The sequence below is a fragment of the Ideonella sp. WA131b genome, from assembly GCA_023657425.1.
GTDB lineage: Bacteria > Pseudomonadota > Gammaproteobacteria > Burkholderiales > Burkholderiaceae_C > Rubrivivax.
Genome location: JAGTJW010000002.1, coordinates 303594 through 317116 on the forward strand (window position 1 = coordinate 303594; position 13523 = coordinate 317116).

At 71.2% G+C, this 13523-nt stretch carries 10 protein-coding genes and 1 tRNA gene; all 11 read right to left on the minus strand.

Going from position 1 to position 13523, the window contains the following annotated elements; all coding sequences use genetic code 11:
- Positions 1-76: 76 nt before the first annotated feature.
- Entirely contained in the window at positions 77-1573 is a 1497-nt protein-coding gene (gene bchZ / locus KA711_11470; protein ID MCM0609590.1) for a chlorophyllide a reductase subunit Z, read from the minus strand.
- Positions 1573-3036 carry a chlorophyllide a reductase subunit Y gene (gene bchY / locus KA711_11475; protein ID MCM0609591.1) on the minus strand — a complete coding sequence of 488 codons (1464 nt, stop codon included), beginning with the start codon at positions 3034-3036 and terminating at the stop codon, positions 1573-1575. Before bchY ends, bchZ begins: the two co-directional genes overlap by 1 nt.
- A 28-nt stretch (positions 3037-3064) precedes the next feature.
- Positions 3065-4069 (minus strand): chlorophyllide a reductase iron protein subunit X, encoded by a 1005-nt coding sequence (locus KA711_11480; protein MCM0609592.1) that lies wholly within the window; start codon positions 4067-4069, stop codon positions 3065-3067.
- Complete coding sequence (gene bchC / locus KA711_11485; protein ID MCM0609593.1) at positions 4066-5019, minus strand: chlorophyll synthesis pathway protein BchC; 954 nt, start codon at positions 5017-5019, stop codon at positions 4066-4068. Before bchC ends, KA711_11480 begins: the two co-directional genes overlap by 4 nt.
- A gap of 119 nt (positions 5020-5138) precedes the next feature.
- On the minus strand, positions 5139-6404 hold the full coding sequence (locus tag KA711_11490) for a methyltransferase domain-containing protein (GenBank protein ID MCM0609594.1): 1266 nt from the start codon (positions 6402-6404) through the stop codon (positions 5139-5141).
- A 10-nt stretch (positions 6405-6414) separates the two neighbouring features.
- Positions 6415-7299 carry a polyprenyl synthetase family protein gene (locus KA711_11495; GenBank protein ID MCM0609595.1) on the minus strand — a complete coding sequence of 295 codons (885 nt, stop codon included), beginning with the start codon at positions 7297-7299 and terminating at the stop codon, positions 6415-6417.
- A gap of 179 nt (positions 7300-7478) precedes the next feature.
- Positions 7479-8363, minus strand: a complete 885-nt coding sequence (locus tag KA711_11500; GenBank protein ID MCM0609596.1) for an alpha/beta fold hydrolase — start codon at positions 8361-8363, stop codon at positions 7479-7481.
- A gap of 12 nt (positions 8364-8375) precedes the next feature.
- Positions 8376-10184 carry a magnesium chelatase subunit D gene (locus KA711_11505; GenBank protein MCM0609597.1) on the minus strand — a complete coding sequence of 603 codons (1809 nt, stop codon included), beginning with the start codon at positions 10182-10184 and terminating at the stop codon, positions 8376-8378.
- Between the two features lie 28 nt (positions 10185-10212).
- Positions 10213-11250 carry a magnesium chelatase ATPase subunit I gene (gene bchI / locus KA711_11510; protein MCM0609598.1) on the minus strand — a complete coding sequence of 346 codons (1038 nt, stop codon included), beginning with the start codon at positions 11248-11250 and terminating at the stop codon, positions 10213-10215.
- A 70-nt stretch (positions 11251-11320) separates the two neighbouring features.
- The gene (locus KA711_11515) at positions 11321-13342 is read right to left on the minus strand and encodes a YhgE/Pip domain-containing protein (GenBank protein ID MCM0609599.1); all 2022 of its coding nucleotides are present in this window, start codon (positions 13340-13342) and stop codon (positions 11321-11323) included.
- Positions 13343-13426: 84 nt separating this feature from the next.
- Positions 13427-13501 (minus strand) — tRNA-Val (locus tag KA711_11520).
- Positions 13502-13523 lie beyond the last annotated feature (22 nt).

The window sequence follows — 13523 nt, forward strand, 5'->3', positions numbered from 1 at the left end:
CAACGCCACGACATCGGGTGGGGAGCGTGCGAAAAGCCGGCTCCTGGATTCAGCCCGAAGACCGTCGCGTGCTGCGTCATGCCGGCACCCCGCGCGTCTCGGGAAGGTGATCGACGGTCACGGCAGCGGCCCCGGCACGGCGTGCGACGGCCTCGGCGGCGTCGCGCCACTGCTTGGCCGCCGAGATGCGCACCAGAACCGGTTCCTTCTCGACGCGCTCGGCGAGCTGCGCCTGAGCCTCGTCGTCCCAGGGCAGCGGCGCTTCTTGCCCGGCGCCGCCGCGGACCGGCGTGGCCTCGATGCGGTCGAGCTCGGTGCCCAGCGGCAGGATGTGGAACAACGCGTCGAACAGTGCGTTGCAGAACTCCTGCACCAGGTAGGTGGCGCCGGCATATCCCATGAACGGTGTGCCCGTGGCGCGGCGGATCAGTGCGCCCGGAAAACTGGCCGGAATCCAGCACGGCCTGGGCCCAGGGCCGCTGCTGGCCTCGGCCAGGTACATGCGTTCGTTGTACGAGCCGTAGAGAACGAGCGGCGTCTTGTCGTGCACGAGGCGACGCACCGTCTCGTTGTCGGTCTTGGCCCCGGCCTTGCGCGGCACTGCAAAGTGGCAAGGCAGTCCCAGCTCGTCTTCGAAGAAGTGGCGGATGCCGCGCGTGTAGGTTTCGTTCGCCACCACCGCAAAACTGGCGGTGCCAAAAAAGTCTTGCGTGACGCTGCGCCAGAGGTCCCAGATCGGCTTGATCGTGGTGTGCTTCTCGCGCTCGATGAAGGGCTCGGGATCCAGCTGCAGCAGCGCACCCAGCTCGCGCAGGAACGCGGTCGTGCTGAACAGGCCGATGGGTGCTTGCAGGTAGGGGCGTTCCAGCGCCTCGCAGAGCATGCGGCCGTATTCGCGGTACAGGCACACGTTCACGTCGGCGTTGGCGAGGTTGGCCACGTCGGCCAGATGGCTGCCGAGCGGAAACACCATGTTCACGTCGGCACCTATGCCCTCCACCAGGCGACGGATCTCGGCCACGTCGCTGGGCATGTTGAAGGTGCCGTAGCAGGGGCCGATGAGGTTGACGCGCGGCTTTTCTCCAGCAGGCCGCTCGGCGAACGGCGTGCGGGCAGGCACCTTGCGCGGGCCGTACTGCTGCCACAGCCAGTACATCGCTCGGTTGGCGCACTGCCACTGGTCCTCGTCGATGGTGCGTGGCAGGAAGCGCTGGATCGTCGTGCCCTCGGGCGTGACGCCGCCGCCGATCATCTCGGCGATCGAGCCCGTCACCACCACCGCGGGCAAGTCTGGGTCGAGTGCGGCGTGCGCCTTCTTCATCGCGCCTTCGGTGCCTTCGCGGCCGAGCTGCTCTTCGGCCAGGCCCGTCACCACGATAGGCAGCTCGTGCGGCGGCAACGCGTCGGTGTAGTGCAGCACGCTGGTCACCGGGAGGTTCTCGCAGCCCACTGGGCCGTCGATCACCACCTGCAGGCCCTTGATGGCCGTGAACACGTAGACCGCGCCCCAGTAACCGCCAGCCCGGTCGTGGTCGATCACGTAGTTGAGCTTCGGTGATCCGGACCGGTCCATCAGATCATCTCCTCGGCCTTGCGCTTCTTCATCAGCTTGATGACCTGACGCTGGGTCTCGGCACGGAACTCGGGGCGAAGCACGGGCTTTTCGCTCCAGACACCAGCCTGGTCGCCCTCGCCCACCTCGCCGAAGAACTCACGCATCTGCTCGAAACGCGCCTTGTTCGCGATGGCCGCGTTCACCACCTGCGCCAGACTGCCGGCACCCGCGGGGCCCATGAGCGGACGGGCGCTGATGAGGTTGGTGAAGTACAGGCCCGGGATCGTGGCCGCCTTGGCGGCCTGCACCACGGGTGTCGTGCCGATGGCCAGATCGGGGCGGAACTCGCGCACCGCGGCAATGTCCTGCTCCAGGCTGGCGCGGAACTGAACGTGCACGCCGCGGGCCTGCAGCCAGGCCAGATCGGGCGCGCTCCAGGGCGTCTGCGGGCAGGCCGTACCCACGTAGGGCACCTCGGCGCCGCTCTCGATGAGCAGACGGGCCACGAGCAGCTCACTGCCTTCATAGCCGCTCACGGTGATGCGGCCTCGGATGGGTGTCTTGGTCAGCACCGCCCGGATGGCAGGCAGAAAGCGGTTCTTGGCCGCGTCGATCTGCGCCTGCGGCACATTGCAGGCCGCGCCCACGGCCTGCAGCCAGGCCTCGGTGCCGTCGTGGCCCACCGGGGCCGACGGCAACACGGTGCGACCGGCGGCCTCGAACTCGCGCACGCTGGCGGTGTAGAAGGGGTGGATGGCGGCCACGGCCGCGCAGTCGAGCGCGGCGTAGAGCTCGCGCCACTCTCGCGTAGGGACCACGGGGCCCGCGGCCAGGCCCAGGGGCTCGAGCAGCGCGCCGATCACCAAAGGGTCGGCCGGGAACATCTCGCCCAGCAGCGTGATCGTGGGTTTGCTGCTGACGCCCTGGCGAGGTGCCATCACCGGGCCGGCCTCGGCCTCGGCACGGGCGTAGCGCAGCATGGCGCCGGCCAGCACATCCTTGGCCTCGGCGTGAGTGGGCACGCCAAAGCCAGGCACGTCGATGCCGATGATGCGCACGCCGTCGATCGCCTTGGGCAGCAGCTGCAGCGGCACACCGCTGGCCGTGGGTACACAGAGGTTGATGATGACGATGGCGTCGAGGTTTTCGCCCTTGGCCTGCGCGTGCACGGCGTCGCGGATGTCCTCGAACAACTTGCCCGTCACCAGCGTCTCGCTGTTGAAGGGCACGTAACCGACGCTGCGGCGCGCGCCGTAGAAGTGGCTGGTGAACGTGAGGCCGTAGACGCAGCAGGCGCTGCCGGAGAGGATGGTGGCCGTGCGCCGCATGCGCAGCCCCACGCGCAGCGAGCCGAAGGCCGGGCACATGCTTTGCGGCTGCTCGTGCGGGCCCCGACCTTCTTCAGGTCCGGCCACCGGGTAGTCACGGGCGTACTGCGCCAGGACCTCGCTCTTGCCCGCGGCCTGGGCCGCGGCGAGCATGCCGTCGCGGTCGCTGCAACTCAGGGCGTCAGGCTGCGTCATAGACGACCTCGAGGGTCGGCTTGACCAACTCGGTCTTGCCGACCATGTCGAACAGCGTCGCCGGCTCCATCTTGAAGTCGCGACCCGTGACCTCGGCGCTGAAGAGGCCCAGCAGTTCGTCCTGCGTCTGCGGCTTCGGGCGCACCGGGGGCGCTTCGGCGACGTTGCGCGCCAGCTCGGCGAACAGCGGGCCCCAGGCGCCATCGGGCTTGCCGATGATCTCGTAGCTGGCACTCTTGCGGCGGATGTCCTCGTGCGCGGGAATGGCCGCGAGCACCGGGATACCGGCATTGGCCGCGAACTTCTGCGCCTCGCCCGTGCCGTCGTCCTTGTTGATCACCATGCCGGCCACGCCGACATTGCCGCCGAGCTTGCGGAAGTACTCGACCGCGCTGCACACATTGTTGGCCACGTACAGGCTCTGCAGGTCGTTGCTGCCGACGACGATGACCTTCTGGCACATGTCGCGCGCAATCGGCAGGCCGAAGCCGCCGCAGACCACATCGCCCAGGAAGTCGAGCAGCACGTAGTCGAAGCCCCAATCGTGGAAGCCGAGCTTCTCAAGCGTCTCGAAGCCGTGGATGATCCCGCGCCCGCCGCAGCCGCGGCCAACCTCGGGGCCGCCGAGCTCCATCGCGTAGACACCATCGCGCTTGAAGCAGACATCGCCGATGGCGACGGCCTCGCCGGCCAGCTTCTTCTTGCTGCTGGTCTCGATGATGGTGGGCGTGGCCTTGCCGCCGAACAGCAGGCTGGTGGTGTCGCTCTTCGGATCGCAGCCGATCAGCAGCACCTTCTTGCCTTGCTGGGCCATCATGTAGCTGAGGTTGGCCAGCGTGAAACTCTTGCCGATGCCGCCCTTGCCATAGATGGCAATGATCTGGGTCGTCTTGGTCGCCGCACTGGTGGGCACCGGATCGGGCTCGATGGCCGCTTCGGCCTTCAGGCGCTCGTCGCGCAGGAAGATGACGGGGGACGCAGTACCGCTCATTGGCAACCCTTCCAGTCGAGAACCATCTTCAGGCAGTGCATGTCGCTGAAGGCCGTTCGGTAGGCGCCCGCGGCATGCTCGGCACGCTCGCGGTGCGTGATGAGGCCCGACAAGTCGAGCCGGCCTTCCTCGGCCAGCTGCCGCACAGCCAGCATGTCGGCGCGCTGCCACTCGGCGGCGGCGCGGATGTGAGCCTCGCGCATGAAGGCGGGCGCAAAGTTGAAGGCCACCGGCTCGGCATAAAAGCCCGCGAGCACGATCTCACCGCCCTTGGTCAGATGTGGCATGGCCTTGTCGATGATGCGCACATCGCCGCTCACGTCGTAAACAGCGCGGTAGTCGCGGCGCTTGTCGGCCTCGGGGCGGATGACCTCGTAGCCGGACGCGCCCTCGCTGCGCGTGGCGTCGAGTTCCCAGACCGTGGGCGGCGGCAGGCCGGCGGCCACCGTCAGACGCGCCAGCAGCCGGCCAAGGACGCCGTGGCCGATGATGAGTTCGGGCGCATTCACCGGGTGCTTCTTGCCGCCGCAGGAGACCGCGTGGTAGGCCGTGGCGGCCAGCGCCAGCAGCACCGCCTGCTCGCCCAGGCCGGGGTCGACGCCATAGACACGCTCGTCGCCCACCACCAGCCGCGCCGCCGCGCCGCCGAACAGGCCGCGAACGGGCCCGAAACAGCGCGCGCCCGGCACAAAAACGGTCGAGCCCACCTTGTGCTGCGCCTTGGGGCCGGCCTGCACGACCCGGCCAACCGATTCGTAGCCCGGCACGAGCGGGTAACCCATGCCAGGAAACATGGGCATGCGGCCGGTCCACAGGAGCTTCTCGGTGCCGGTGCTGATGCCCGACCATTCGATGTCGACGACGAGGTCGGCCTCCCCGGCGGCGTCGAGCTTGAGTTCATCCAGCGACAGCGCTTCTGGCGCCTGCATCACGACAGCGGCGGTCTTCATGCGGGCTCCCGGTTGACGGCCGATCCAGGCCGGCCGGGACCGGAGAGCCTGAAGGAGGTGTGGAATCGAGACATCGCGGGTGTCATCCTAGCCTGACACTTACCCATGTCAATAGGTCTTTACTTGGTTTGGTCGCGAAACGATCGGTCCGGGGCTGCCGCTGCCCCGGTCACACCCGCCCCGCGCCGGGCCACCAGCACGCCGGCCTGCAGCGGCATTCGGGTGCGACGGGCGCGCACGTCGGTGAACCCGGCCTGCTGCAAAAGCAGAGCCAGCGCCTGCGCAGTGCGCGGCTGGCCGCGCCCCATGGCCAGCAGGTACAGACCGAAGTAGGCGTCGCCCATCGCATGCGCACCGGGCGCGTCGGCCATCGGCTCGGCCACCACCAGGGTGCCGCCGGGCGGCAACACCCGCGCCACCGCGCGCAGGATCGACAGCGCGTGCTCGTCGTCGTGGTCGAACAGCACGCGCACCAGGGTCGCCAGGTCGGCACCGGTGGGCAGCGGGTCGTCGAAGAAGCTGCCCCCATGCACCTCGACGCGCCCACTCAGGCCCTGGCTCCCCAGGCGCGTGCGTGCCAGCTCGGCCACCGGAGGCAGGTCGAACAGCATCGCGCGCAGGCGGGGTGCTGCGGCCAGCGCCGCAGAGACGAAGCGACCCTCGCCGCCGCCCACGTCGAGCAGCACGCGGTGCCGCCCCAAGGGGTAGGCGTCGAGCAGTTCCTCGATGACCATCGACTGAGACGCCGTCATGAGCGCGGAGTACTCGGCCACCTGGCGCATGGGCAGCGCTTCGGCGCCCTGGTCGGAGTCGCCCTGGCGAGCCGGGTAACTGGCGTAGGGCCAGTAGGCGGCCATTGCGCTGCCGGCGCCTTCGTCGCGGAGAAGCGCCACGGGGTCGCGCAGGTCGGCGTACAGCGTGGCATGGTGCTCCACCATCGCCGTCAGCGCGCTGTTGCCGACCATCGGCGCGCCCAGAGCGCCCAGCCCGTAGCGACTGCTGCCGTGCCGGCGCAACAGTCGCAAGGCCACGCCGGCATCGAGCAGGCGCTGCATCGAGCGCAGCGGCAAGCCGTGTCGCTGCGCCATGCGCACCGCGGTGTCGGGGCCAGAAGCCAGGTGCTCGAACAGTCCCAGCCGCACGCAGGCGAGCAGCACCTGGGTATAGACAAAGCCGGCGACGATGTCGAACAGTTCGCCCGCTCGCCGCTGCACCAGCGGCCGCGTCAGCCAGAACCCGCTGGCCCAGCGCCGAAACCCGGGGCGGACGACGAGACCGTCGAAGAAGCCGTGCCAGCGCTCGCGCCAGCCCGCCACCGGCTCAGTCGCCGAGGCCGACCACTTCAGGACCTCGCTGTCGCGCGGCTCGGTGCGGCCGATCATCATCAGGCGGCGCTCAGGCCACTGCACGGAGCTTCGGCCCGGCGCGCAAGGACGGCGGAACCAGCCGTTCGGACTCGGCCCGCACCAGTGCGCGCAGAAAAGGTGCGCCGCGGCACGCGGGCACGGCGTCAATGGCGGCCTGCACGAGGCCCTCGAACTGCGCCAATGCGGCGTCCATGCCCTTCTCAAGCGCCACACTCGGACGGCCGAGCGCGAGGTCCTGACCGATGGGCTTGCCCAGCCACTCGGGCTGCGCGGCGACGTCGCGGATGTCGTCGGCCACCTGGTAGGCCTCGCCGAGGCAGTCGCCCAACGGCGCCCAGGCCTCGGAATCGCCTCCGGCAGCCAGCGCGCCGGCCCGCGTGGCCGCGGTGAACAGTGCGCCGGTCTTCAGTCGCTGGTACTCGCGCAACGGTACCCGTGGCTCGCACTCCCAGGCCTGTCCAGCAACGATGCCGCCCGGCATGCCCACACCGGCGGCCACCGTGTGCAGGAGCGGAGACAGGCGTGTGGGCTGCAGCGCGCCGGCTCGCGCCAGCACACCAAAGGCGGTGACGATCAGCGCGTCGCCCGTCAGCACCGCCAGCCGCTCGCCATAGGCACTGTGCACCGACGCCTGGCCGCGGCGGATGGGTGCGTCGTCGAAGCACGGCAGGTCGTCGTGCACCAGCGAAGCGCAGTGCAGCAGCTCCACCGACACCGCCGCGGCATCGGACAGCGCAGGCGCATCGTCACCGCAGGCCCGGGCCACCGCCAGCGCCAACTGCGGCCGGATGCGGGCGCCACCCGGGAACACCGCATGCTGCACCGCCGCCTGCAGCCGCGGCGGGCAGCCCGCGCCCGTGGCGGTGTCGAGCGCAGCGCGCAGAGCAAGTTCGATCCGGGTAAGTGTCGGCATGGTGGCAAGCTCCCGGGATGCCGGCGCGTCAAATGCGCATGTCGCATCCATATGTCAATTGGACTGGACACAGCATAGGCATCGAGCAGGCCGCCGTCAATGCGCGCGAACGTTGAAGCTGGCGCCGCTGTCCGGAGGGCGCGGCGACTTCCGTCGCGAATCGCGCAGGGGCCCGGCGTTCAGTTCGTCAGGAGCAGGCGCTCGATCAGCGCCGATGCCGCAGCCGGCGATTCCTCGTGCGCCAGGTGCCCGAGCCCCGGCAACCGGTGCACCGACGCATCCGGCACGCGAGCCGCCAGGGCTTCGGCCTGGGCAGGAGGCACGGCGGCATCGTTCTCCGCAGCCACCAGCCGCAGCCGCGTGCCGAGGGCCGGCAGGCGCGGCAGATCGCGCAGCAGCGGCGCAAGGTCCCAGGCGGCCATCATGGCGATGACGGCACCAACGTGCCTGGTGTCGCCGGCCAGCCGCGCGTAGTGCGCACGACTGCCGGCATTGAGCGAGGAGCCCGTGCCGCGCAGCAGCCGATCCAGGGCGGCCGGGCGGGCAGCGTGCCAGGAGAACAGGGCCGGCGCCAGAGGATTCAGTGCCAACAGACGCGCCAATGGCGCGTACCACCATCCGGCACTGCCGCCGGGCGGGAACCACGCGCCGTTGAGGCTGACCAGTGTCCGGGGGCGAGCCAGCCCGTCCAGAACCAGGCGGGCGCCGACGGCGGCCCCGGCGCTGTGGCCTACGACCGCTTCGGGTGCCACGTCCAGCGCCTTCAGCAGCGCTCCCAGGCGCGCCGCCATGCCAGGCAGCGACAAACCCTCGACGCGGGGACGCTGCGTGAAGGCGTGGCCGGGCAGGTCAGGGACGATGAGGCCATGGCGCTGCGACAGGTGCTCCACCAGGCCGGCGTAGGAGTGTGTCGACGCGCCCGTGCCGTGCAGCAGCAGCAGCCACGACGCGCCTGGATGGGGTGGGGCCCAACGCTGCACATGCCAACGCAGGCCGCCTGCGTCGACCTGCATGCTGTGGCCCGCATGGGGCCAGTCAACGGGCAGGCGGGGGCGTGCGCCCATGTGGTGGGCCCCTCAGGGCGCCTGCGGCGCTCGCAGCACCGCCTGCACAGCGCCGCTCAGTGCGTGCGCATCGGCCTGTGGCAGCGCCAGGTAGCGGGCACCCATGGCCAAGGCCAGCGCCGCCGCTGCCGGCTCAGGCCGCACCGAGGTGTCCACGAGCAGGCTGCGCACGCGCAGGGCGCGCAGCCGGTGGGCCGCGGCCAGTGCGTCTTCGGCCGCCTGAGTGCGCCCGCCCTGCCCTCCCAGCGTCACGTTGGCGCGGCCGTCGGTGAGCAGCACCACGAGCGGCGACGCGCCTTCACGCTGCACCTGCGAGACCACGCGAAGCGCCATCTCGATGCCCGCGGCCAGCGGCGTGCCGCCGCCACCGGGCAGGCCGGCCAGGGAACGCCGCGCGCGCACCAGCGAGCGTGTGGGCGGCAGCAGCAACTCGGCACCGCGCCCGCGGAAGGCCAGCACGGCCACTTCGTCGCGCCGCACATAACACTCGGCCAACAGCAGCTCGACGGCCCCTTTGGCCTCGGCGAGACGGTGCAATGCGGCCGAGCCGGACGCGTCGACCGCGAACACCGTGGTCGTACCGCGCCTTTCGGCGTAGCGACGCACGTGGAAATCGTCGGGCCGGACGTGCACGCGCGGGCCTTGAGCGCGGTCCGGCTGCGCGGTCCAGGCCCTGCGGCGCAGTGGCTGCCAGGGCGCGGCGGCGCGCAGCGTGGCCACCAGGTGCAGCCGCGCGCCCTGCGATGGCGGGCCGCGGCGCGCGCCCAGCGGCCGCCCACGGCTGCGCGAGACCTGCGTGGCGCCGGCCTTGCCCCCGCGCGCCGAGCGCGCACGCGCGGCATCGCCGTGCAGCAGCTGCGCCAACAGGCCGGGCGGGATGGCGGCGGTGGCGGCATCGAGCACGCGGTCCTGAAGCGGCGTCGTTTCTTCGTGCGGTGACGCGGGGGTTTCGCCCGGCGGTGGTGATGCGGCTTCGTCGGGCGGCGGGGTCGGTGGCGGAGTCTGCTCGGCAGTCTCCTCAGCCCGGTCCGGCGGCAGGCGCGTCGCGCGCGGCGCAAGCACCAGAGCCGCGGCGCGGTCGGCGTCCCCGGCGTCTGCCATGCCCCGGCCGAACAGCGCCGCAGAGGCTCGCGCAAGCCGCACCGCGGCCCAGGCAGCGCGCGGCGAATCGACGCCCAGCACGAGCGTGGCCGCGACCAGCGCGGCCACCAGTTCGTCGGGCACCTGCACCGTGGCAACGCGGCGCCGCGCCTCGGCCACGGCTTCGGCCCAAGCGGCCACGTCGGCGGCTTGCGGCGCGTCGCGCCAGCCCAGGCCGCGCAAGGGCAGCCACAAGGCCAGTCGGTCGGCCAAGGCCGCCGCCAGCGGGCTGTCGTCGCCCTCGGCCTCGTCGAGGGCGAGCAGCGCAAAGCCGGCGGGCACCACGGCGCTCAGACCGTCGCGCTCGACGCGCAGCGTGCCGCTGTCCAGCGCCGCGGCCACTTGCGCTGCGGTGCCGGGTGTCAACCGCTCGGCCATCGCAGCCACCACGATGCCACCGTCGGCGGCAGCCAGCAGCCCCTGCTGCAGAACTGCGCGGCCCGTGGCCAGCGTCGCCTGCAGATCCAGCCCCCCGGACAGGCGGTCTTCACTGGCGTGCTGCGGCAGCCGCCGCCAAGGTGTGCCCGTAGGCAGCAGCGCGCGCAGGGCCTCGAGCCAGGCGTCGCGCACCGGGCCGGCAGGGCCCATCAGGCGAGCGCCCCCAAGGCCGCGTGGATCGACGGCCAGCAGCGCCGCAGCCAGGGCCAGATCCCGGCCGGCGGACTCGCTGGCGTCGGCCATCGTCGGCTGGCGGCTGCAGGCGGCCCGCTCAGGCAGCCGCGGCCTGCGGAGCGCCGAAGGCCTCGGCCAACACACGCTCAACACGCACGCCGGCATCGGTGTCGTCCAGGGGGTCGCGGCGCAGGCGGTGGCGCAGCGCGGGCCGGGCGATGGCGTGGACATGCGCGTCGGAAACCGCCGCATCGCCCTGCAGCGCTGCAAAGGCCCGTGCTGCGCGCATGAGCGTCAACTCGCCGCGCAGGCCATCGGTGCCCAGCGCCGTGCAGAGGCTGGCGATGCGCACCAGTGCGGCATCCCCCAGGCTCACCTTGGCGAGCCGCTCGCGGGCGCGCACGACACGGCGGCGCGTGGCGTCCTCGTCCTTCTTCCAGCGTGCGGCGAAGGCCTCGGGATCGCGCTCGAAGGCGTCGCGGCGCTTGATGACCTCGATGCGCGTGGGCAGGTCCTGCGGTGTGCGCACGTCGACCGCGAGGCCGAAGCGGTCGAGCAGCTGCGGGCGCAGTTCGCCCTCCTCGGGGTTGCCGCTGCCCACGAGCACAAAGCGCGCGGGGTGGCGCACCGACAGGCCCTCGCGCTCGACAACGTTCTCGCCCGAGGCGGCGACGTCGATCAGAAGGTCCACGAGGTGGTCCTCCAGCAGGTTGACCTCGTCGATGTACAGGAAGCCGCGGTTGGCACGGGCCAGCAGCCCGGGCTCGAAGTGCTTCGTGCCTTCGGTGAGGGCGCGCTCGATGTCGAGCGCGCCGACGACACGGTCTTCGGTGGCGCCCAGCGGCAGGTCAACGACCGCCACGCCCACCGGCGCGCTCTTGCCGCCGGCTCGGCCAGCGCAGGGCTCGGCCTTGCTGCAGAACGGACGTACGGGGTCGCAGGCATAACGGCAGCCGACGACGGCCTTCATCCTGGGCAGCAGCGCCGCCAGTGCGCGCACCGCGGTGCTCTTGCCGGTGCCGCGATCGCCGAAGATGAGCACGCCGCCGACGGCGGGATCGACCGCGGCGACCAGGATCGCGAGCTTCATCTCGTCCTGACCGACGATGGCGCTGAAGGGGAAGGCGTGGTTCATCGCTGCCTGAGAGTGTCAACTTCAATATACACGACGACAGGTCTGCGCATCTGACGAAGAGCCTGCGCCGTCAGGAATCCAGGTCCAACGGAGGGCGCCACTGCGATGTCGGCACTTCGCGCGAGCGACCTGTCAGCAGCCCCAGCGCCAGGGCTGCCACGCCAATGGCAGCCACGGTGCCCAGCGGCGCCGCCAATTCGCCCTCGAAGGCGCCAAACAGGCTGACACGGAACGCCCGCACCACCCACGACAATGGCAGATAGGGGTGGATGGCCTGGAACTCGGCATCGGACAGCTCAATGGGCAACAGCGCGCCGGCTGCCGACACCTGCACCACCAGCAGCAGCACGGCGATCACCTTGCCCAGGTCGCCGAGCAGGCGCACCAGCGCGAACACCAATGCCAGGAAGGTGGCCGACGCCACAAACAGCGTCGCCGCAAAGGCCGCCGGTGCGGCCACCGGCACCTGCAGCACGCCGCGCAACAGCGCCAGCATCAACAAGGCCTGCAGCAGCACCGCCGCCAACGGCAGCGTCAGCTTGGCCGCGCCCACCTGCCAGGTGGGCGCCGTGCCCAGCGGCTCGGGTACGCGGCGCCAGTGCACCAGAAAGGCCGCCATCACTGCGCCCACCCACAGCGCCAGCGGCACGAAGTTCGGAGTCAGCGCCGTTCCGTGATTGGGCACCGGCGCAGCCACCTCGATGCGCGGCTCCACCGACAGCGCCAGGCCCTGCGCACTGCCACCTGGCGCATCGACGCCGCCCGGCAGGCTGCCGCGCACGAGGCCGATGCCAGCGGCGAGGCGGTCGGCGCCGTCGGCCAGTTGGACCAGGCCGGAATGCAGCACCTGCTGGCCCGAAGCCAGCTGGCGCAGGCCGCCGTTCAAGGACTCCTGGCCCCGCACGAGCTCACGGGCGCCGTCGACGAAGCTGTCGAGTCGGGCATCGTCAGGGAGGCGCCCCAGCACCGGCGCAAGCGCCGCACCGGCACGCTGAGTGCCCTCGGCCAACGCGGTGACGCCATCCTCCAGACGCTCCGCACCGCCAAGCAGGCGGGCTTGGCCGGCCACGGCCTGATCGAGGCCGCTGACGAGTTGGCCGGCGCCGTCCTCCAAGGGCACGATGCCTTCCACCAGACGGGAACCGAACAGAGGCACTTCGTCGGCCGCGGTCTTGAGCGAGCCGAGGCCGGCCTCGACGCGCCGCGCCCCGGCAGCGAGCCCGCCAAGCCCCCGCCCGAGTTCCTGTTGCCCGTCGACCAGGGCCCGCGCCCCACCGCGCAGCGCCAGCAGATCGACGTCGGAGGGCCGTGTGCGGTCGATGCCCTTCAGCACCGGTCCGAGCTGGCGCAGGCCGGCTGCGAGCTGTTGCGCGCCCTCGTTGAGCTGCGTGGCCCCGGCTCGCAAGCCCTGCGATCCATCGGCCGCCGCTGCCGCGCCATCGGACAGCCGCGCCCCGCCTTCGCGCACGCGCGCCATGCCCGCGGCGAGCTCGGCACTGCCGCCGTGCAGGTCGACCAGCGCACCGCGCAGCGCCTCCAGGCTGCGCTGCGAGCCGGCGGCGGTCGACAGCACCAGCTCCCAGCGGGCCTCGCCGAGCATGGTATTGACGCGCTGCGCCACCTCAGGGGCGAAGCGCCTTGCGAACCCGGCGCTTGCGTAGTGGTTGCCTTCGCTGGTGTAGATCGTGAGCTTGGCGGCGCCGGGCTGCTCGGCCGGCAGCGCGCTGCGGCTGAAGTCCCTGGGCAGCTCGAGGCTGAAGGCGAGCAGACCGCGGCGCACGTCGCGGCGGGCCTGCTCGGCATCGTCGTAACGCAGGTAGCGGAACTGGCCGTGCCGTCGGATGGCCTCGATGACCTCGGTGCCGAGGTTCAACGAGCGGTCGCGGTAATGGGCGCCTTCGTCCAGGTTCACCAGCGCGGCAGGCAGCTCGCGCGTGTGCGAGGCGGGGTCCCACATCGCCTTCAGGTAGATGAAGGCGTAAAGCGCCGGCACCAGCAGCACACCCGCGAAGGCGATCGCCAGCCGCCGGTGGCGGCGCATCAATCGCCACTCGGCATGCAGGACTTGCAGGAAGGGGGAGGCGTTCGACAAGGCTCCACCTTAGCCGCATCGGCTCAGAAAGACCAACGGCACACGAAGGTGCCGCTTGATGCCTGCGCAGCCGCAGGCCGATGCTGGTGGGCGGTGCAGGGTTCGAACCTGCGACCCCTGCCGTGTGAAGGCAGTGCTCTACCGCTGAGCTAACCGCCCGGAATCTGCGAACAAAACGTGT

Excerpts from the sequence above, each read along its gene's own strand:
- bchZ (MCM0609590.1), bottom strand. The coding sequence starts at position 1,573 with ATGGACCGGTCCGGATCACCGAAGCTCAACTACGTGATCGACCACGAC.
- bchY (MCM0609591.1), bottom strand. The coding sequence starts at position 3,036 with ATGCTCGCCGCGGCCCAGGCCGCGGGCAAGAGCGAGGTCCTGGCGCAG.
- KA711_11480 (MCM0609592.1), bottom strand. The coding sequence starts at position 4,069 with ATGAGCGGTACTGCGTCCCCCGTCATCTTCCTGCGCGACGAGCGCCTG.
- bchC (MCM0609593.1), bottom strand. The coding sequence starts at position 5,019 with ATGAAGACCGCCGCTGTCGTGATGCAGGCGCCAGAAGCGCTGTCGCTG.
- KA711_11490 (MCM0609594.1), bottom strand. The coding sequence starts at position 6,404 with ATGATGATCGGCCGCACCGAGCCGCGCGACAGCGAGGTCCTGAAGTGG.
- KA711_11495 (MCM0609595.1), bottom strand. The coding sequence starts at position 7,299 with ATGCCGACACTTACCCGGATCGAACTTGCTCTGCGCGCTGCGCTCGAC.
- KA711_11500 (MCM0609596.1), bottom strand. The coding sequence starts at position 8,363 with ATGGGCGCACGCCCCCGCCTGCCCGTTGACTGGCCCCATGCGGGCCAC.
- KA711_11505 (MCM0609597.1), bottom strand. The coding sequence starts at position 10,184 with ATGGCCGACGCCAGCGAGTCCGCCGGCCGGGATCTGGCCCTGGCTGCG.
- bchI (MCM0609598.1), bottom strand. The coding sequence starts at position 11,250 with ATGAACCACGCCTTCCCCTTCAGCGCCATCGTCGGTCAGGACGAGATG.